At 37.3% G+C, this 19,322-nt stretch carries 15 protein-coding genes; 9 read left to right on the plus strand and 6 right to left on the minus strand.

Annotated features, from left to right (window positions below; all coding sequences use genetic code 11):
- Nucleotides 1–170 precede the first annotated feature (170 nt).
- Complete coding sequence (locus tag ICG50_RS11525) at nt 171–5,906, plus strand: GEVED domain-containing protein (RefSeq protein WP_187661050.1); 5,736 nt, start codon at nt 171–173, stop codon at nt 5,904–5,906.
- A gap of 73 nt (nt 5,907–5,979) precedes the next feature.
- On the opposite strand, the gene ICG50_RS11530 is transcribed toward ICG50_RS11525, so the two are convergent.
- From ICG50_RS11530 to hpt, 5 genes are all read right to left on the minus strand, one after another.
- On the minus strand, nt 5,980–8,130 hold the full coding sequence (locus ICG50_RS11530) for a S46 family peptidase (protein ID WP_187661051.1): 2,151 nt from the start codon (nt 8,128–8,130) through the stop codon (nt 5,980–5,982).
- Nucleotides 8,131–8,349: 219 nt separating this feature from the next.
- Nucleotides 8,350–9,384, minus strand: coding sequence for a GTPase ObgE (gene obgE / locus ICG50_RS11535; RefSeq protein ID WP_187661052.1), 1,035 nt, complete (start codon nt 9,382–9,384; stop codon nt 8,350–8,352).
- Between the two features lie 87 nt (nt 9,385–9,471).
- Nucleotides 9,472–10,695, minus strand: a complete 1,224-nt coding sequence (locus ICG50_RS11540; protein WP_246448746.1) for a hemolysin family protein — start codon at nt 10,693–10,695, stop codon at nt 9,472–9,474.
- 111 nt (nt 10,696–10,806) lie between these two features.
- Complete coding sequence (locus tag ICG50_RS11545; protein WP_187661054.1) at nt 10,807–11,379, minus strand: adenylate kinase; 573 nt, start codon at nt 11,377–11,379, stop codon at nt 10,807–10,809.
- A gap of 29 nt (nt 11,380–11,408) precedes the next feature.
- Nucleotides 11,409–11,939: a hypoxanthine phosphoribosyltransferase gene (hpt, locus tag ICG50_RS11550; protein WP_187661055.1), complete on the minus strand. Its 531-nt coding sequence runs from the start codon at nt 11,937–11,939 to the stop codon at nt 11,409–11,411.
- Nucleotides 11,940–12,035: 96 nt separating this feature from the next.
- Between hpt and ICG50_RS11555 the strand changes: the two genes are divergently transcribed.
- The 8 genes from ICG50_RS11555 to ICG50_RS11590 all read left to right on the plus strand — a co-directional run bounded on the left by ICG50_RS11555 (nt 12,036) and on the right by ICG50_RS11590 (nt 18,392).
- Nucleotides 12,036–12,569 carry a hypothetical protein gene (locus ICG50_RS11555; protein ID WP_187661056.1) on the plus strand — a complete coding sequence of 178 codons (534 nt, stop codon included), beginning with the start codon at nt 12,036–12,038 and terminating at the stop codon, nt 12,567–12,569.
- Between the two features lie 41 nt (nt 12,570–12,610).
- Nucleotides 12,611–13,762, plus strand: a complete 1,152-nt coding sequence (locus ICG50_RS11560; protein ID WP_187661057.1) for a 5-(carboxyamino)imidazole ribonucleotide synthase — start codon at nt 12,611–12,613, stop codon at nt 13,760–13,762.
- An 86-nt stretch (nt 13,763–13,848) separates the two neighbouring features.
- Nucleotides 13,849–14,334: a 5-(carboxyamino)imidazole ribonucleotide mutase gene (gene purE, locus ICG50_RS11565; protein WP_187661058.1), complete on the plus strand. Its 486-nt coding sequence runs from the start codon at nt 13,849–13,851 to the stop codon at nt 14,332–14,334.
- Between the two features lie 136 nt (nt 14,335–14,470).
- Nucleotides 14,471–16,495, plus strand: coding sequence for a M3 family metallopeptidase (locus ICG50_RS11570; protein WP_187661059.1), 2,025 nt, complete (start codon nt 14,471–14,473; stop codon nt 16,493–16,495).
- A 244-nt stretch (nt 16,496–16,739) separates the two neighbouring features.
- Nucleotides 16,740–17,243: a GbsR/MarR family transcriptional regulator gene (locus tag ICG50_RS11575; RefSeq protein WP_171222619.1), complete on the plus strand. Its 504-nt coding sequence runs from the start codon at nt 16,740–16,742 to the stop codon at nt 17,241–17,243.
- A gap of 76 nt (nt 17,244–17,319) precedes the next feature.
- Nucleotides 17,320–17,658 (plus strand): hypothetical protein, encoded by a 339-nt coding sequence (locus tag ICG50_RS11580; protein ID WP_187661060.1) that lies wholly within the window; start codon nt 17,320–17,322, stop codon nt 17,656–17,658.
- Nucleotides 17,655–17,999 (plus strand): hypothetical protein, encoded by a 345-nt coding sequence (locus ICG50_RS11585; protein WP_187661061.1) that lies wholly within the window; start codon nt 17,655–17,657, stop codon nt 17,997–17,999. Before ICG50_RS11580 ends, ICG50_RS11585 begins: the two co-directional genes overlap by 4 nt.
- 12 nt (nt 18,000–18,011) lie before the next feature.
- The gene (locus ICG50_RS11590; RefSeq protein WP_187661062.1) at nt 18,012–18,392 is read left to right on the plus strand and encodes a hypothetical protein; all 381 of its coding nucleotides are present in this window, start codon (nt 18,012–18,014) and stop codon (nt 18,390–18,392) included.
- 51 nt (nt 18,393–18,443) lie between these two features.
- Here the strand turns inward: ICG50_RS11590 and ICG50_RS11595 are convergent, their stop codons facing one another.
- The gene (locus tag ICG50_RS11595) at nt 18,444–19,259 is read right to left on the minus strand and encodes a UbiA prenyltransferase family protein (RefSeq protein ID WP_187661063.1); all 816 of its coding nucleotides are present in this window, start codon (nt 19,257–19,259) and stop codon (nt 18,444–18,446) included.
- Nucleotides 19,260–19,322 lie beyond the last annotated feature (63 nt).

Here is a 19,322-nt window from a genome sequence, read left to right on the forward strand (position 1 = left end):
ATAATTATTTAAAAAATAACAGATTAATAGTATAAATACTTTCAATAAATTAAAATTGTTAAAAACATAAGGATTTACTAACATATTTGTTTAATAATAAGAAATTAATGCTCTAATTTCTTATATTTGATTATAAAAATTAAATTGTTAAATGAAAAATGAACTAGTTTATGAAAAACAATTACAAAACCCTAAACAATGCTTGTTTGACAAGATACTTTGAAATAAAAAAAATACTTTTCTCACTTCTTATATTAATCGCTAGTCATACCGCTTTTTCACAAGTCACAATTACTAAACCCAACTTATCCATAAGTGTTTGTTCAGGATATCCCTCAAGTTACAACTCTTTAGGAAACATTGTAATCACTGAAACTGCCAATGGAAATTTTGCTACCGGAACTAATGTTGTTATCGATTTGGTTGCTCCAACAAACTTTGAATTCTTGGCCGGAACCGGAACCGTCACTTATGCTGCCGGCAATAATATTACTGCTGCAGCTATATCTGTTACTGCCAACACCATATCCATAACTTACACTGTTGGAAATACCAACAAGGGAGATACTATGACAATAAGTGGTATCCAAGTAAGAGCCACAAATACCGCAAGTACAGGAAATATCACAAGAAACACCTCCAGAACGGGAGTTACTCATGGCACTATAAACGGATTAATAAACGGTACAACAGTTACAAACACTTTGACATCTGTGACCGGAACCGCACCTTCAACAGCTTTAGCCGGAACCGACCAAAATCTGAGTGCCTGTTCGACTTCAACAACACTATCTGGAAACACACCCGGCATTGGAACGGGAAGTTGGTCAGTAATATCGGGTACGGCATCAATAACAACTCCTAGCTCTCCAACTTCTACAGTAACCGGACTAGTTCTAGGAACATCGGCTACATTAAGATGGACTATTTCAAATGGTTCTTGTGCTAGTTCATTTGATGATGTTATTATTACAACTTCTTTTGGTTCTAGTTGTTTGACTTATTGTACTGTTGGAGGAAACACTCCGGCAACCTCATATATTAGCAATGTTACCCTCAATACTATAAATCAGAACAACACTGCTTGGAATGGTTATATCGACTATTATCCAAGTGTTTCTACTAATTTAATCCAATCCAATTCTTATACGATAAGTGTTACTATTTGGAATCAAACAACCTCACAAAAAAACATCTCTGCTTGGATTGATTGGAATTTAAACGGTGTTTTTGACGTTGCCACAGAAACAGTTCTATCAACCATATCAACAGTTGCTGCAGCACAAAGTGTTACTCTTTCTAATACTTTCACTGTTCCGGGAACCGCTGTGGTAGATTTGTCTAGACTAAGAGTCGAATTGGCTTTTAATGCAGAAGGCGCAGCAGCTCCATGTAACACAAACACTTTGACGGATGCTCAAGATTACAAAATTAATGTTCAAGACATTTTACCTTGTACAACACCTTCAGTTCAAGCTACTAATTTGATTTTAACGCCAGGTGGAACCTCAATTTTAGGTACGTTTACCGCCGCTTCTCCGGCACCCAATAATTACTTAATCATTGTAAATACAACCGGCACAATTCCAACTCCCGTAAATGGAACTTCATATACTATTGGAGGAACAGTCGGAGCAGGAAATACTGTTGTCGATATTGACAGCGATACTACGTTTACGGCAACAGGATTAACTATTAGTACTCAATACTATTTCTTTATTTTCTCCTTTAACTCATCATGTATTGGCGGACCGTTATTTCTAAATACATCTCCGCTGAGCGGAAACACTACTACATTATCTACAAATTATTGTATTCCTACCGGAAACTTAAACTGTACAACCAATGGAGACTATATTGCCAATGTAACTTTGAATACCTTGGTTAACAATACAACTTGTTCTTCAGCTGGCTATACCAATTACCCTCCAACGGGGACGCAAACAACAACTGTTACTCGAGGAAACACCTATAATTTAAGTGTTGGTACCGGAATTGGAAATAAAAAGCACGGATTGGCTGCATGGATTGATTTTAACCAAAACCAAGTTTTTGATGCGGCCGAATATTTCACTTTTGGAAATGGCGTAATTGCTAATTCAATCAATACTATTGCCGTTGCAATACCTGCTGGCGCTACATTAGGGACCACCAGAATGAGAATTAGATATGGCAGACAAACAAATGTTTCTTCAACATCAAGTTGTACCATGGCAGGAACTTTCGGTGAAACAGAGGATTATACTATTACCATAATTGACCCCATTGTATGTATTGCTCCGTTTACACAACCTACGGCACTAATACTTAACTCTACCGGAACTACAATAAATGGTAGTTTCACCGCTCCAAGTCCGGCTCCTAATAATTATTTGGTTGTTATCAATACTACCGGCACAACTCCAACTCCGGTAAATGGAACATCCTATACTGTCGGAGGAACTGTCGGTGTCGGAAATACGGTAATTGACAATGATTCCAATGTTACTTTTTTAGCCTCGGGATTAACAACTACTACAACCTATTACATCTTTGTTTTTGCTTATAATTCGGCTTGTACCGGTGGACCGACATACAATACAACAACTCCTTTAAATGGATCTATCTCCACCATAACCTCTAATTATTGTATTCCATCTGTAACTACCGGCAGAGAGGATGATAATTATTTAACTGAGGTAAGTTTTATCGGAACATTAAACGATGTTTCTAACTATTCTACATTTTCATCCGCTCCTTTAGGCTATCAAGATTTTACCACTTTGACCAATTTATCTCGACAAGCCCAAGGTGAAGGTGTCAATGTGAGTATCCAAGCACTCTTTTCTTCATTTACAAAAGCATGGGTTGATTGGAACAAAGATGGAACTTTTGACAATACAACAGAAATAGTATATAACTCAGGAACCATTTCAACAGGCTCAACCACCTTTGGTTTTATTATTCCTCCGGGTCAAGCTTTAGGAAATTACAGAATCCGTATCCGAGTAGACCTCAATGGAGGCGGAGGATCAACAACATTTACCCCATGTGGCAACCTTGTTAACGGAGGCGAAACTGAAGATTATTTATTTACTGTAGTAGCTAGTTGCAATGCTGCCATAAATACTATCACCGATGGAAAATCTTGCGGTCCGGGCACTGTTAATCTAGAAGCCACCAGTTCAATAGTGGTTCCAGCTGTAACTGAATTTAGATGGTATTCCACTCCAACCGGATCAACACTTGTTGCCACTACACCAACAGGAACTTGGACTACTCCATCAATATCCACCACAACAACTTACTATGTTACAGCATACAATGGTTGTGAATCGCTAACAAGAACAGCAGTAACAGCAACTATTAGTCCTATACCAACGGTTACTTTTTTACCGGCTAATCCAACTTCTTGTGGTGAAGATGTTGGAGTTGAATTATCAGCTTCCGGTGATGTAGAAGAAGTCCATCTAATTGATGAAACATTTGACTCAGGATTAGGCACATTTACCAACACAAACATTACTTCAAGTGTTCGAAATCTTGATACCCAATGGCAAAATAGAACCAGCACTTATATTCCCGTAGCCATTTCAGGAGTAAACACCTGGTATCCTGCAGTTTCCTCCGGCATAAACGGTAACGGATTTGCAATGGCTACTTCAGATTTTGCCAATGCTATCCCTTATGTACAAAATCAAATTGCTTCAGCAACTGTAAGCACGATAAACTTTACCAGTTTAACATTAAGTCTTAGACTATTTTACTCCAGATATTTTGTCGATGGAGCATTTTTAGCTGATGAATATGTAACTATTGATGTTTCTACAAACAATGGTGCGAGTTGGATAGAAATAAAACGCTTTACTGAAGATGTGGGCATCGGAACAAAATTTGAAACTTTAACATATGATTTATCTTCTTATGTTGGAGTAAGTCAATTAAAAGTAAGAGTAAGATATTACAACAACAATTGGTGTGATGGTATTGCAGTAGATGACATTCAATTATTTGGTAACAGACCTAATGTAAACCTAAATTGGACAACAACAATTCCTGCATTTACAGATGCTGCATGTACCATTGCCTATGATCCTTTAACAACTGCACCCGTTATTTATGTAAAGCCAACCTTAGCGCAATTAGAACTTTCTAGTTTTAGTTTTACGGCTAATGCCGTTTTAGACAATGGTTGCATTACCTCACAAGTCATCACTGTAACCAACAAATCTAAAGTGTGGCAAGGCGGTGAAGTTGGCTCAGAAACCCAATGGGAAAATGCAGCCAATTGGAAACCAAACGGAGTTCCCGACGCCAACAGTTGTATTATCATCCCTGATACTACCTTCAACCCCATCATTTCCGGAACAAATTACGATGCTTTTGGCAAAAATATCAATGTAAAAAGCGGCGGAATTTTAACCGTTAATACCAACAATAATATCACTATAACCGATGAAGTAATAGTGAAATCCGGAGGACTATTTGACCTTAAAAATAGTGCTAGTTTAATTCAAATTAATGATGCTGCCATCAATAATGGATTTATAAAAATGACACGAACAACAAGGCCAATGACACGTTGGGGTTATGTTTATTGGGGTACACCGGTAGCAGAAAATATTTTTGGCCAAATTCCAAGTCAATTTGATTTAAAATACAGATGGCAATCCGGCACTTCAGATGGTGCTTGGATGAGTTTGTCCAGTGTTTCACCGGGTCAAGGTTTTATAACTCGCGTTAGTAATATAGCCCCATTTAGTTCAGGAACCGGAACCATAGATTTTGTTTTTGAAGGCACTCCCGGAAATGGCGTAATTACTGTTCCGGTGGATAGTTTTGACGGTAGTTCAACTGTTCCGGGCAATACAGTCTTGCTTTCAAACCCTTATCCTAGTGCCCTTGATGGTGAGAAGTTTTTAAAATATGGTATATCGCCAACAAGCCTTCCTGAAAACAACTCAGAGTTAGGAGGAACTTTATTCTTTTGGACATCGGTAACACTATACAACGGTTTTGGACCCTACAATGTTTTGGATTACGGCAGTTGGAACCTTTCCGGTGGTGTTGGAACCGCTCCATCAACAGACCCTTCAAATGTAAGTTTGAAACCAACCGGGAAAATTGCGGCTGGTCAAGGTTTCTTTGCTCAACTTTATGGCGATGGCAATATTACCTTTAATAATAACATGCGTTTAACGAATAATAACAACCAATTTTTTAGAGGATTAAACAACACTATAACAGATTCAGAAACCAACTCAGGAAATAATAGAATTTGGCTAAATATCTACAGTGATACAACATTCCGACAAATGATGGTCAACTACAAAGCAGAAGCCACCAATGGCCTTGACACCTATTATGACGGAGTTTGCTTTACAAATAATGAAGTAAACTTGTATTCTATATTGAACGATAAGAAATTAGCTATTCAAGGAAGAGGCCTGCCATTTAATGAAAATGATGTAGTGCCTTTGGGATATAAGGTAACTAATCCGGGAATTTATTCGATAGCTGTAGATGAATTAGACGGCTTATTCCTGGGCGACCAAACCATTTATTTAAGAGACAATCTTCTTTCTATTGACCACAATATTAAGCAAAGCCCTTACACCTTTAATGCTATAGCAGGAACTTTTGAAAATCGATTCGAAATAGTTTATGTTACCAATGCCTTAGAGGTGAACCATCCGGATAACAGCAATACTTTTGCAACGATTTCCAACAACACTATTAAAGTGAAATCGAATGAATTTATCCAAACGATAAAAATCTATGATGTCTCAGGTAAGTTGATCAACCAATACAATTTGGCGAATGCTTCGAAACAACTTTCAGATAATTTCAGCTATCCTAACGGAATTTATATAGCTGAAATAACACTCGAAAATGATGTGGTAGTTAAAAAGAAATTGATTCATTAAAAACACTTATTTAACTCCATAAAAAAAACGTCCCAATTACTCGGGACGTTTTTTTTTATAAACTAAGATGGAATTATTTTACCAAAGTCATTTCGTCTACGATATGCTTAGCACCTGAGAAATTCTCAATTACCCATAAAACGTAACGAATATCAACATTAATAGTTCTTTGTAATTTACTATCAAAGATAACATCACCGGCCATTGCTTCAATGTTTCCATCGAATGCCAAACCGATTAACTCACCTTTACCGTTCAATACTGGCGAACCTGAATTTCCTCCGGTGATATCATTATCTGTCAGGAAATTCACGTGAAGACTTCCGTCTTTATCAGCAAACCTACCGTAGTTTTTAGCTTTGTTCATTTCCAATACTTTAACCGGTAGATCAAATTCTTGATCCCCTTTTTTGTATTTCTTAACTTGACCATCAAGCGTAGTGTAGTTGTTGATTTTAGCATCATTTCGTTTGTCAGCAGGTAACGAACGTACTTTTCCATAAGTCAAACGCAAGGTGGAGTTGGCATCCGGATATTTGATGGAACCAATTTTTGATTCTCTCAAACCTTCTACCAACAAACGGAATGAAGCACTGTAATCATTTTGTGCTTTAGTAATTTCGTCTGATTTTGAGTTGAAATGAGTAATCATATCATTAGAAAGCACATACAACGGATCGTTTTCTAAAGCACCTTGACTTGGAATAACCAAGAAAGCTTTGATTCTGTCCAAAGAGGTAAAAATACTCATGTCGAAAGCTGCATTTACATATTTAGTAAAGTCATTATTGTTTTCGTCACCAATCTTTTTAACAGAAGGTGCAATGGCATATCCTGTTGATTTGGTAGCATATACTTTCAATTGTGCTGCTAATAAATCTCTTTCTGCCGGTATGTGCAATTCTTTATACATTTCCGTTGCCATTTCCTCAAGAGCAGGTGCCATTTGAGCGCGTTTGGCGGCATCCGCTTTGACATAAGTATCTAATTGTCTTCCTAAAGTTCTTCCTATTGTTCCGAAAGAAGTTGTTCTAAACAATTGGGTTAAATAATTATCGTGTCTTGACTTTTCGTTGGTCAATGCATAAAACTTATTAATATTTGATACAACGTTTCCATACTTAGCTTTATTCGCTGGTTTGTTAGCCCATTTATCAAACTTTGCCTCTTGAGCTGCTTTCGTTTTGGCGGTACCAAATTTAGTCAAAGCATCAATCATCCCTTGACGGTTTTTCCAGTAGTTGGCTGTTGAAGCATATTTTGAAGCATAAACCAAGTTCAAAGCATCACTTTGGTCCATGTATTTTTTCATGTTGTCCATTCCGGTTTTGGCACCTTCAACCCAAGCAGGATAAGCAAATTTTACATTTTGCTCAATTCCGCTAGCCGGCATCCATCGGTTTGTTCTACCAGGATAACCTAAAATCATAGCAAAATCATTTTCTTTTACACCGCTGATATTCACTGGTAAATAATGTTTTGGTTGTAACGGTACATTATTTTCTGAATAGTCAGCCGGATTTCCGTCTTTATCAGCATAAACTCTAAACATAGAGAAATCGGCAGTATGACGTGGCCATTCCCAATTATCAGTATCACCACCAAATTTTCCTAAACTTTCAGGTGGTGTTCCTACTAAACGAACGTCTTTATAATCTTGGTAAACAAAATAGTAATATTCATTACCTTGGAAAAAAGGTCGAACAGAAACCGTGTATTTTCCACCGGCATTGTTTTCTTTTTCAATTTTAGCGATTTCAGCATTAATGGCTTTCTCTCTGTCAGCTTCGCTCATTCCCGGAGTTACAACTGCCAAAATACGCTTGGTACAGTCATCCATTCTTACGAAGAAACGAACAAACAAACTTGCCGGTTTAATTTCCGCTTTTCTACTTTCTGCCCAAAAACCGTCTTTCAACAAGTTTTTCTCAGCAGTAGATAATTCCGCAATGGCATCATAACCACAGTGGTGATTGGTTAAGACCAAACCGTCTTTAGAAATGATTTCTGCAGTACAACCACCGTTGAATTGTACGATTGCATCTTTCAGACTGTGATTGTTGATACTGTAAATTTCTTCGGCTGTCAATTGCAAGCCCATTTTTTGCATGTCTCTGTGGTTCAATCTTTCGATAAACATCAAAAACCACATTCCTTCGTCAGCTTTAACACTCGTTGGAACAAGCATAATGGCAGCAATCAAGGATAAAATAATTTTCTTCATTGTTATGTTATAAAAGTTAATAGTTTGAATGTTAGAAATCTATCTGACAAAATTGTTGTTAAATCAAATAGTCTAAAAACGTTTGCGAAGATACTTTTTTTTGTTAATTAAGGATAAAAACTTCAAAGAAAACTATAACGTTTTAGTGAATTTTAACTTAATTTTTAGAAATAAAAAAAGCTATCTGTATGGATAGCTTTATAAATATCAATTTTAACTTTAAATCCCATGACTATTCTCGGGTTCATCAGCATCAACATTCAACATTTCCCACAACTTGTCTTTTAACTCTGTTAATCCTTGATTGGCTACCGAGGAAATAAACATGTACGGGATTCCTTTGAAGTCTTTGTCTAATTGTTTGCGCATTTCCGCTTTTAATTCGTCGTCTAACATATCGCTTTTAGAAACGACAATTAAACGGTCTTTGTCTAGCATTTCAGGGTTGTAACGACGTAATTCGTCTAATAAAATCTCGTATTCCTTTTTGATATCATCGGCATCCGCGGGCACCAAAAATAGCAAGGTTGAGTTTCTTTCAATATGTCTTAAAAAGTAATGTCCTAAGCCTTTTCCTTCGGCTGCACCTTCAATAATTCCGGGAATATCAGCCATTACAAAAGACTTGAATTCTCGGTAAGCAACGATTCCTAAATTGGGCTTCAAAGTCGTAAAAGGATAATCAGCAATTTTTGGCTTGGCTGAAGTCAGCACTGACAATAATGTCGATTTTCCGGCATTGGGAAAACCTACTAAACCCACATCAGCTAAGACTTTCAACTCCAAAATCACATCCAATTCTTCAGCCGGCATTCCCGGTTGAGCATACCTTGGTGTTTGATTCGTTGAACTTCTAAAATGCCAGTTGCCTAAACCACCTTTTCCGCCTTTAATCAAAATTCTTTCTTCGCCGTGTTCAGTAATTTCAAATAAAATCTCATCGGTTTCTTTATCGCGAACTACGGTTCCCAAAGGCACTTCGATTATTTTATCTTCCCCATCATGACCGGTACTGCGTGAACTTCCTCCATCACCACCATGTCCGGCTTTGACATGACGCGCAAATTTTAGGTGAAACAAAGTCCATAGACTTTTATTTCCTTTCAATATAATATGTCCGCCGCGACCACCATCTCCACCATCGGGTCCGCCTTTTTCAATAAATTTCTCTCGGTGTAGATGCGAAGAACCCTTTCCTCCTTTTCCGGAAGAAACATAAATTTTTACGTAGTCTACAAAGTTACCTTCAGTCATTTTTTCTTTTCTTTTATTATTTCCATTAAAACCAATGGCTATAAAACCGAATGCCCACCGGACATTCTCCTCTTAATATCAAATCAACTATTCTTTTATCGCTTTCACAAGCACTTTATCAATCTTCACACCGTCCATATCGATGACTTCTAATACAAATTTGTTCCAAATCAGTTTTTCACCTGTCTTTGGAATATTGCCTAATTCGGTCATGATTAAACCACTCAAAGTCGTTACATCATAATCGTTAATCAAGTCATCCATATCGAAATACGTCAAGAAATCGTGTAACGAGTAATGACCGTCTACCAACCAAGTTCCGTCTTCACGAGCGATTAATTTGAATTCGTCTTCATAAAAATCGGCCGCATCACCAACCAAAGCTTCTAAGATATCATTCAAAGTAATAATCCCTTGAAAAACGCCATATTCATCGGTTACTAAGGCATAATGCACTTTTGATTTTTTAAAATTCTCCAACGCTTTATAGGCTGAAGTGTGTTCAATTAAATATACCGGATCTTTGGTAATGGCCTTTAAATCGAAGGGGCCTTTTTCAAAACCGGCGAATAAATCTTTGAGTAAAACAATACCTACTACGTCATCTAAATTCTCGTGACACACCGGATATACCGAATGCAATTCGTCTAACACTTTGGCTTTTAATTCTTCAATGGTATCGTCATAAGACAAATAAACAATCGACTTTCTATGCGTCATTAAAGAATTCACTTTTCTATCTCCAATGTGAAAAACACGCTCCACTATATCTTGCTCAATTTCTTGAACTTCTCCACCTTCTGTTCCTTCTTTGATGATGGCCTTGATTTCTTCCTCAGTTACTTTGCCGTCGGCTGTGGGTTTAATTTTTAATATGTCTAGAATAAAATCCGTCGAAACCGTCAATAGCCAAATAAAAGGCATGGTCACTATCGAAACCATTTTCATCGGAACAGCTACGCCTTTGGCAATCGCTTCCGGATAATTCAATCCAATTCTTTTAGGTAACAATTCGCCTAAAACCAATGAGAAAAAAGTCAAAATCACTACCACAATTCCAACGGAAAGCGAATGTGAATATGGCTTTAGAGTTTCAAAAGTTTCTACAAAAAGTTTTACATCTGAAGTGATTTTATCGCCTGAATAAATACCGGTTAAAATCCCAATTAAGGTAATTCCGATTTGTACTGTTGATAAAAATTTATTGGGTGAATTCGCCAAGTCTAAAGCGACTTTAGCATTCGTATTTCCTTTTTTAGCTGCGGTTTCCAAGCGGTTTTTACGGGCTGAAATCAAAGCGATTTCCGACATCGAAAAAACACCATTTAACAGGATTAAAAAAAGAATGATGAGTATCTCCATTTTGTGTTATCAGTTATAAGTTATGAGTTATGAGTATAACCTTCTAACCAAAAATTTCAATTATAAATTGTCTATTACTTTGCTTAAACGTTCCGTTACTTCTTCGATAGAGCCTATTCCGTTCACAGCGTAAAATTTGCCTTGAGCATTGTAATACTGCATCAAAGGTGCGGTTTTTTCATTGTATTCTTGGTATCGGTTGCGGATTTTTTCCTCATCCTGATCATCCGGTCGGCCTGAAGTTTTTCCTCTTTCCAATAATCGCTGTACTAAAATCTCATCATCGGCTTCTAAAGCTACGGTAGCCGTTATGTTTTGCTCTTTGGATTCTAAAAATTTATCCAGCGCTTCTGCTTGTGCAATAGTTCTCGGAAAACCGTCAAATAAAAAACCGGCTGAGTGTGGGTTTTTATCCACTTCGCTTTGCAACATTTGAATGGTCACTTCATCGGGAACCAAATCGCCTTTGTCCATAAAGGTTTTGGCTAATTGGCCTAATTCGGTGTCATTTTTAATATTAAATCTGAAAATATCTCCTGTAGAAAGATGTGTCAAATTGTATTTTCCTTTTAAAAATTCAGCTTGTGTGCCTTTTCCTGCACCTGGTTTTCCGAAAAGAACGATGTTAATCATTTTAGTAGTTATAAGTTATAAATTTTAATTTATTGTGCGAGTTGATAAACGTCCGGTAAATTTCTACCCAAACCATCGTAGTCTAAACCATAACCAACGATAAATTTATTCGGAATTCTTATCCCAACGTAATCAATTTTAATATCTTTTTTATAAGCTTCCGGTTTGAAAAATAAGGTCGCAATTTTCAGGTGCTTTACTTTCTTTTCTTTAAAAATGGCTTTCAATTCTTCCACTGTATTTCCGGTATCCACGATATCTTCAACGATAACTACCGTTCTGCCTTCTAAATCTTGGTTCAAACCAATTAATTGCTTTACATCACCAGTGGTTTGTGTTCCTTCATATGAAGCCATTTTTACAAAATTCACCTCACACATGCCACGGTATTTCTTCATTAAGTCACTCAAAACCATAAACGAACCATTCAAAACACCTACAAAAACCGGGACATCATCAAAAAAATCGTCATCCATTTGTTTGGCCATATTCGCAATCGCAAAATCAATTTCATCAGAAGAAATAAACGGCTCGAAAGTTTTATCGTGAAGGTGTATCATTTTGGTTTGAATTTAAATAAGGTGCAAATTTACGCAAGTATTAAGTATCAAGTAGCAAGTATTTTAACTTTTTTGCAAAATTGGTATATTTACCAAATGAATCCGGAATACTATAAAACCATAGCCAACAGTACGGCGCTTCGAAAAAGCAGAGACGACAACAAGGATTTCATCTTTCAACACCCGGAATTTCTGAAAGATTTACTTGAAATCAGTTTCAATACTAAAGATAAAAACCACCACAAAGCGTGTTGGATTTTGGAGTTAATTTTCGAAGAACGGTTGGAACTTATAATTCCGTTTCAAGAAGCTTTTTGCCTTGCATTAACACGTTACACTTCGCCTTCTGCGATTCGTTCTTTGTCTAAAATTTGTCTGTTCTTGTCCAAAAGCAAAAAAATAACCCTAACCGAAACCCAACAAGAAAAAATAATCGAAGCCTGTCTCGATTGGCTCATTCAAACCGACAAAGCCGCCAATGCCGCATACAGCATGCGGGCTTTATACCATTTCGGCAAAAAACACCCTTGGATTAACGAGGAATTAAAACTCATTCTTTCGCGGGAATTTGAAAACCAAACGCCCGGTTATCGCTTTGCGGTGAAAGACCTTTTAAAACGATTGCGATAGTTTTAAGGATTACTTATCTTTGCGCAAACACAACTACAACAATGAACTACTTTTCTTCCGATTTTAAACTCGGCATACTCGGCGGCGGACAATTAGGCAAAATGATTTTGGCCGAAACCCGAAAATTTGACATCCAAACTTATATTCTTGATCCAAGCAAAGAAGCACCATCGCAATTTGGCGCTACGCAATTCTTTATCGGCAGTTTGATGGATTTCGATACTGTTTACCAATTTGGTAAAATGGTCAATTTGTTAACTATCGAAATCGAGAATGTGAATTTAGACGCTTTGGATAAACTAGAAGCCGAAGGTTTACCGGTTTTTCCTTCACCCAAAACGTTGCGAATGATTCAAAACAAAGGAAAACAGAAAGATTTTTATGTTGAAAACAATATTCCTACTTCACCGCACCAACGTTTTGTGGACCTCAATGATTTGAAAAAATCTATTGAAAAAGATGAATTAGTATTTCCGTTTGTGTGGAAATGTGCTCAATTCGGCTACGACGGAAACGGTGTAAAAATTGTTCGCTCGGCAATAGATTTAGTCAACTTACCTGATGTAGAATGCATCGCAGAACAAATGGTTCCTTTTAAAAATGAGTTGGCCGTAATCGTTGCTCGTTCGGTTTCCGGCGAAGTAAAAACTTATCCGGTCGTGGAAATGGAATTCCATCCCGAAGCCAACCAAGTAGAATATGTCATTTGCCCGGCACGAATAGATGATAAAGTTGCTCAAAAAGCCAGCGACATAGCTTTACAAGTATCTCAAGCCTTTAGCCATATAGGATTGTTAGCCGTAGAAATGTTCCAAACGGCTGACGATGAAATTTTAGTCAATGAAGTTGCGCCAAGACCACACAATTCAGGACATTACAGCATAGAAGCGAGTTACACTTCCCAGTTTGAAAATCATTTGCGAGCGATATTAAATTTGCCTTTAGGAAACACCGCTAGCAAAGTAGCCGGAATTATGGTAAATTTGGTCGGCGAAGAAGGTTTTTCGGGTCAAGTGGTTTACGAAAACATCGAAAAAATCATGGCAATTGACGGTGTAACGCCACACATTTACGGCAAACGCGAAACACGTCCGTTCAGAAAAATGGGACATGTAACGATTGTCAATGAAAACATGACTGAAGCAAGAAAGATTGCAGAAGAAGTCAAAAATAGTATAAGAGTGATCAGTTAAAAATTATTATAAATGATGAATTTTAAATTATAAATGAACAAAATTAGAGTCATTTAAAATTTAAAATTCAAAATTCAAAATAAAATATGAGCAAAGTAGCCATAATCATGGGTTCCAAATCGGATTTACCCGTAATGCAAGAAGCCATCGACATCCTTCAAGGATTTGATATACAAACTGAAGTCGATATCGTTTCGGCACACCGAACGCCGGAGAAATTATTCGAGTTCAGCAAAAATGCTCACCATCGCGGAATTTCGGTGATTATTGCCGGCGCCGGCGGTGCAGCTCACTTACCCGGAATGGTTGCTTCTATGAGTCCGTTACCGGTAATTGGCGTTCCCGTAAAGTCGAGCAATTCCATTGACGGTTGGGATTCTGTCTTGTCTATTTTACAAATGCCGGGCGGTGTTCCCGTAGCCACAGTGGCATTAAACGGTGCCAAAAACGCCGGAATTTTGGCTGCTCAAATCATCGGAAGCCACGACAAAATTGTCTTAGACAAAATCATCTTATACAAAGAAAGCTTAAAAGAAGCGGTGAACAAATCATCGGATGAACTGAAAAAATAGTTCCTTTTTTAGGAGCTGTTTCCCGCTATACGTTCCAATCTTTTTCGTCAGTTCGAGTGCGGTGACAACCGCGTATCGAGAATACGAAAAAGGATTTCCACTGCTATCGGGGCTAAAAACATTTAGAATATACCACATGAAAATTTTAACAGAAAAGTTTACCTCCAAACACAATACCGCACCATTTTCGCAAATCAAAATCGAAGATTACCAACCGGCTTTTGAAGCCAACATCGCCAAAGCCCGAGCCGAAATTGATGCCATAACCGAAAATCCGGAAGCGCCAACTTTTGAAAACACCATCGATGCGTTGGATTTTTCGGGACAAGAATTAGACAGATTGTCTTCCATTTTCTTCAACTTGAATTCAGCTGAAACTTGTGACGAAATGCAGAAAATCGCCCAAGAAGTTTCGCCTTTATTGACTGCGTTTGGAAATGATATTGCGTTAAACGAAGATTTATTCAAAAGAGTAAAAGCGGTTCACGATCAAAAAGACAACTTGTCTTTAACTCCGGAACAAGCGACTTTATTAGACAAAAAATACAAAAGTTTTGCCCGAAACGGAGCGCTGCTTTCCGAAGATAAAAAAACACGCTTACGCGAAATTGACGCCGATTTGGCCAAATTCAAATTGACTTTTGGCGAAAATGTTTTGGCAGAAACCAACAACTACCAATTGCACATCACTAACGAAACCGATTTAAAAGGCTTGCCCGATGGTGCCAAAGAAATGGCGCGTTCGTTAGCCAAATCAAAAGAATTAGAAGGCTGGATTTTTACTCTGGACTTCCCAAGTTATTTACCATTTGTGACTTATGTCGACAACCGTGAATTGCGAAAAAAAATGGCGATTGCCGCAGGCAAAAAAGCGTTTCAGGAAAACGAATACGACAATCAGGAAAATGTAAAAACCATCGTGAAATTACGTCACGAAAGAGCGCAATTATTGGGTTACAACTCGCATTCGCATTTCGTTTTAGAAGAACGCATGGCGCAAAATCCGGAGAAAGTACAATCGTTTTTGAATGATTTATTGGAAAAAGCCAAACCAGCTGCGCAAAAAGAATTCGCCGAACTAACCGCATTCGCCAAAGAATTAGACGGATTAGAAAGCCTTGAAAAATGGGATGGCGCGTATTATTCTGAAAAATTGAAACAAAAACTGTTCAGTTTGGATGACGAGATTTTAAAACCGTATTTCAAACTCGAAAACGTTTTGAATGGTGCATTCACCGTGGCTGAAAAATTATTCGGCATCACATTTAAAGAAGTATTTGATATTGATAAATACCATGACGATGTACAAACTTTTGAAGTATTGGATTTCGAAGGAAAATTGGTAGCGGTCTTCTACTCCGACTTTTTCCCGAGAAAAGGCAAACGCAACGGCGCTTGGATGACGTCGTTCAAACCACAATATATTAGGAATGGCGTAAACGAAAGACCGCATGTTTCTATCGTGTGTAATTTTACACCGCCAACAGAAACCAAACCTTCACTCCTAACCTTTAATGAGGTAACGACTTTATTCCATGAATTTGGGCACGCTTTACACGGCATGTTAGCCAATACGACTTATCCAAGTTTATCGGGCACTTCTGTGTATTGGGATTTTGTGGAATTGCCGAGCCAAGTGATGGAAAACTGGTGTTACGAACCTGAAGCGTTGGCTTTGTTTGCCAAACATTATGAAACGGGAGAAATCATTCCGCAACAATATGTCGATAAAATTAAGGAAAGCGCCAGTTTCTTAGAAGGCATGGCTACGTTACGCCAATTGAGTTTCGGGCTTTTGGACATGGCTTATCATGGGAAACCTCAAGTTATTAAGAATGTAAAAGCCTTTGAAAAAGCTGCGATGGACAACACAACTTTGTATCCTGATGTAGCTGAAAATTGCATGAGCGTTTCGTTCTCACATATTTTTCAAGGTGGTTATTCTTCGGGGTATTATAGTTATAAATGGGCAGAAGTTTTGGATGCCGATGCTTTTGCGTATTTTCAAGAGAATGGCATTTTCAATACCGAAGTTGCTACCAAATTCAAAGACAACGTACTTTCTAAAGGTGGCACCGAATTGCCGATGGAATTGTACAAACGTTTCCGTGGCCAAGAACCTAAACCGGAAGCTTTGTTGAAACGCGCTGGATTGATTTAGATTGTTAGACTTGTTAGACTACTTAGATTGTTAGATAATTAGAAACCGTAGCTTTCACTACGGTTTTTTTATGCACAGGAGTTTGCGTTAGGGATTGAAGTGGCATCCTTTTTTGTATTTCATTTTCAAATGAAGTACAAAAAAGATAGAACGGAAAGCCCGACCTGAAAAGGAACGCCCAAAAATTTAAAAATAAGTTTCATTTTTTATTGAAAGTTTAAAAACTTTTATTTACCTTTGAGGTATGGAATTCAGAGAAGCCAAAAATAAGTTCGTTCAAACCTGGGGCGCGTTAGGTTCACAATGGGGAATCAACAAAACCATGGCGCAAATACACGCCTTGTTGATGGTGTCAAACGAAGCCGTTTCGATGGAAGACATTATGGAAGAATTGCAGATTTCCCGTGGGAATGCGAGTATGAACTTGAGAGCGTTGATGGATTGGGGAATCGTATATAAAGAGTACAAAACCGGCGAACGAAGAGAATATTTTACAGCCGAAAAAGACTTAGACGAATTGGCCGTAAAAATCTCCAAAGAACGCAGCAAACGCGAAATCAAACCGGCTTTGAAAGTGTTAAAAGAAGTCTCTTCTATTGAAGCCGATGGAACCGCCGAAGAAAGACATTTTGTAGAACAAACGACCAAATTGTATGATTTCGTATTGAAAGCCGACAATGTTTTAGACAAAATGACGGAGTACAAAGACAACTGGTTGGCGCAGATTTTACTAAAGTTTATGAAATAGATAGAACCGAAATAAAAACCCTTTTTTTTAATCAAAACTTTCATTTTTTTCTGAAAGTTTAAAATAATAAATAATTATGAAAAATATTCAATATTTCAATGCTTTTGCGGTTGGACTTCCATTATTCATACTGATTACGTACCCCATTTTTGAGGATGGAGCATTATTTTATTCACTCCTTTCGACAATGATTACCGGATTCATACAGGTTATTTTAGGTTTATGTATGTTGAATGATGAACCTAACGACAGAAAACTTCAATTTTATATTGGTGCGGTTGTAACTTTTTTCACGCTTTGGTTCATTAATGCCCAAATTGGATACAATAACATCTTAACCTTCACTCTGTTTGGCATTCCACCTTTGTTAACCTTTTATCTAACTTTTATAATTTATAAAAAAGCAAAGTCATGAATCTCAACATCCTTGGCTACGCCATTTACTTGCTGATAACGATTTTCATCATCGTCAAAGTAGGCCGAATTTGCTACCAAAACGGTAATATTTATGTCGCCCAACTTATTCCAGACCACATGGATTTGTGTCATAAAATCAATCAAGTGTTGTTGTTAGGTTATTATCTGATGAACATTGGTTATTGTGCCATGACTTTAATTTCATGGGAGAAGATTATCGCATTCGACCAACTCATTGAAGTCATTGCCTTCAAATCGGCTATCATCATTGGAACGATTGCATTCATGCATTACCTCAACATTTTCGTTCTCACCAAATACATTCAAAAATTAATTTAAATACTTATTATCATGGAAACCACAAAAATTTTAATCGGTTACGCAATCTACTTACCAATCGCATTGTTCCTTACTTACTATGTTTCTAGAACACTTTTCAAAAACAGTAAAATATACATGTTAGACATTTTTAAAGGTCGAGAAGAAATTGCGAATGCTACGAATAAACTCTTTGAAACCGGGTTTTATTTGCTCAATCTTGGCTTTGCCTTAATGATTTTGGAAATGAATCTTTACAATGACAGTTATCAGTTGCTAATCGAAAAACTGAGCTACAAAATTGGCGGTTTTACCATTTATCTCGGTTTGATGTTGTTCTTGAATTTATACTTCTTCTTCAGAGGAAAAAGAAAAGCCAGAGAAAATCAAACCCCACAAAATGCGATTGCCTAAACTTAAAATATCATTTTAAAACATTAAACCGGAGTTTAGGCTTCGGTTTTTTTATTGAAATAAAAGAAGCAAAACCCACCACAAAACAGGAATACTTTCTGCCCAAAAAGAAGAATAATACTTTGTTTTTTTTTCATTGGCAAACAACAGAAAAAGTAACACCGTTATAGCAATTCCGGTTTTTAAAATCAGGGTTGTATAATTGAAATCGGCATACAAAAACTCTAATCCGACAAACACCAGCATAAGCATCGAACCTAGCTTTTTAGTTCGCTCAACACCTATCTGTTGCGGCACCGTTTTCAAATGCGGATCGTCTTGCTTCAAATCGATGATTTCAAAAATTAATATCAGAACAAAAATCAAAATAAAACGCTGAATAGCTACCAAAAAAACATATGTGGTCAATGGAACTTCAGCATTAATAATCGGCAAAAACAAAGTCACGCCAACCCAACACAAAGCCACGATGTAAATCTTCACACCGGCCCAATTTCGGGCATTTTTTTTATTGGGAAAGAACGGCAACGTGTACAACAATGTAATGCCAAAAAACAACAAAGCGATAAGTTGCGTAATTCGTTCAAGCCAAAGAAAACAATACACAGCCATTAAAAGTGAAAGAAAACTCAGCAAAGCAATTGCTTTTAACTGCGTTCGCATCTGCAATTTTTGCGTTCGCGCCAAAGCATCATACTTCACAAAATTATACCCGACAATCGTTCCAAAAAAAGCAAACGAAGCACAAGCTTCAATAATAGTAATTTGAAACAAAAAACCCGTCATTCGCACCAAAGCATAAACCGACAAAGCCACGTGAATACTGCTGTTGATGTAAAAGTCGAGAAGGCGTTTTAAAAATAGCATAGGCTAAAAGTAAGCAAAGTGTTAATAAGAAGCCTTTTCGGTTGAAAAATTGTCAAAATATTA

It is taken from the genome of Flavobacterium buctense, assembly GCF_014486695.1.
In the GTDB taxonomy this organism is placed as follows: Bacteria; Bacteroidota; Bacteroidia; order Flavobacteriales; family Flavobacteriaceae; genus Flavobacterium; species Flavobacterium buctense.

Excerpts from the sequence above, each read along its gene's own strand:
- ICG50_RS11555 (WP_187661056.1), top strand. The coding sequence starts at position 12,036 with ATGAATCCGGAATACTATAAAACCATAGCCAACAGTACGGCGCTTCGA.
- ICG50_RS11585 (WP_187661061.1), top strand. The coding sequence starts at position 17,655 with ATGAATCTCAACATCCTTGGCTACGCCATTTACTTGCTGATAACGATT.
- ICG50_RS11525 (WP_187661050.1), top strand. The coding sequence starts at position 171 with ATGAAAAACAATTACAAAACCCTAAACAATGCTTGTTTGACAAGATAC.
- purE (WP_187661058.1), top strand. The coding sequence starts at position 13,849 with ATGAGCAAAGTAGCCATAATCATGGGTTCCAAATCGGATTTACCCGTA.
- ICG50_RS11580 (WP_187661060.1), top strand. The coding sequence starts at position 17,320 with ATGAAAAATATTCAATATTTCAATGCTTTTGCGGTTGGACTTCCATTA.
- ICG50_RS11545 (WP_187661054.1), bottom strand. The coding sequence starts at position 11,379 with ATGATTAACATCGTTCTTTTCGGAAAACCAGGTGCAGGAAAAGGCACA.
- hpt (WP_187661055.1), bottom strand. The coding sequence starts at position 11,939 with ATGATACACCTTCACGATAAAACTTTCGAGCCGTTTATTTCTTCTGAT.
- ICG50_RS11530 (WP_187661051.1), bottom strand. The coding sequence starts at position 8,130 with ATGAAGAAAATTATTTTATCCTTGATTGCTGCCATTATGCTTGTTCCA.
- ICG50_RS11570 (WP_187661059.1), top strand. The coding sequence starts at position 14,471 with ATGAAAATTTTAACAGAAAAGTTTACCTCCAAACACAATACCGCACCA.
- ICG50_RS11540 (WP_246448746.1), bottom strand. The coding sequence starts at position 10,695 with ATGTCGGAAATCGCTTTGATTTCAGCCCGTAAAAACCGCTTGGAAACC.
- ICG50_RS11575 (WP_171222619.1), top strand. The coding sequence starts at position 16,740 with ATGGAATTCAGAGAAGCCAAAAATAAGTTCGTTCAAACCTGGGGCGCG.
- ICG50_RS11590 (WP_187661062.1), top strand. The coding sequence starts at position 18,012 with ATGGAAACCACAAAAATTTTAATCGGTTACGCAATCTACTTACCAATC.
- obgE (WP_187661052.1), bottom strand. The coding sequence starts at position 9,384 with ATGACTGAAGGTAACTTTGTAGACTACGTAAAAATTTATGTTTCTTCC.
- ICG50_RS11560 (WP_187661057.1), top strand. The coding sequence starts at position 12,611 with ATGAACTACTTTTCTTCCGATTTTAAACTCGGCATACTCGGCGGCGGA.
- ICG50_RS11595 (WP_187661063.1), bottom strand. The coding sequence starts at position 19,259 with ATGCTATTTTTAAAACGCCTTCTCGACTTTTACATCAACAGCAGTATT.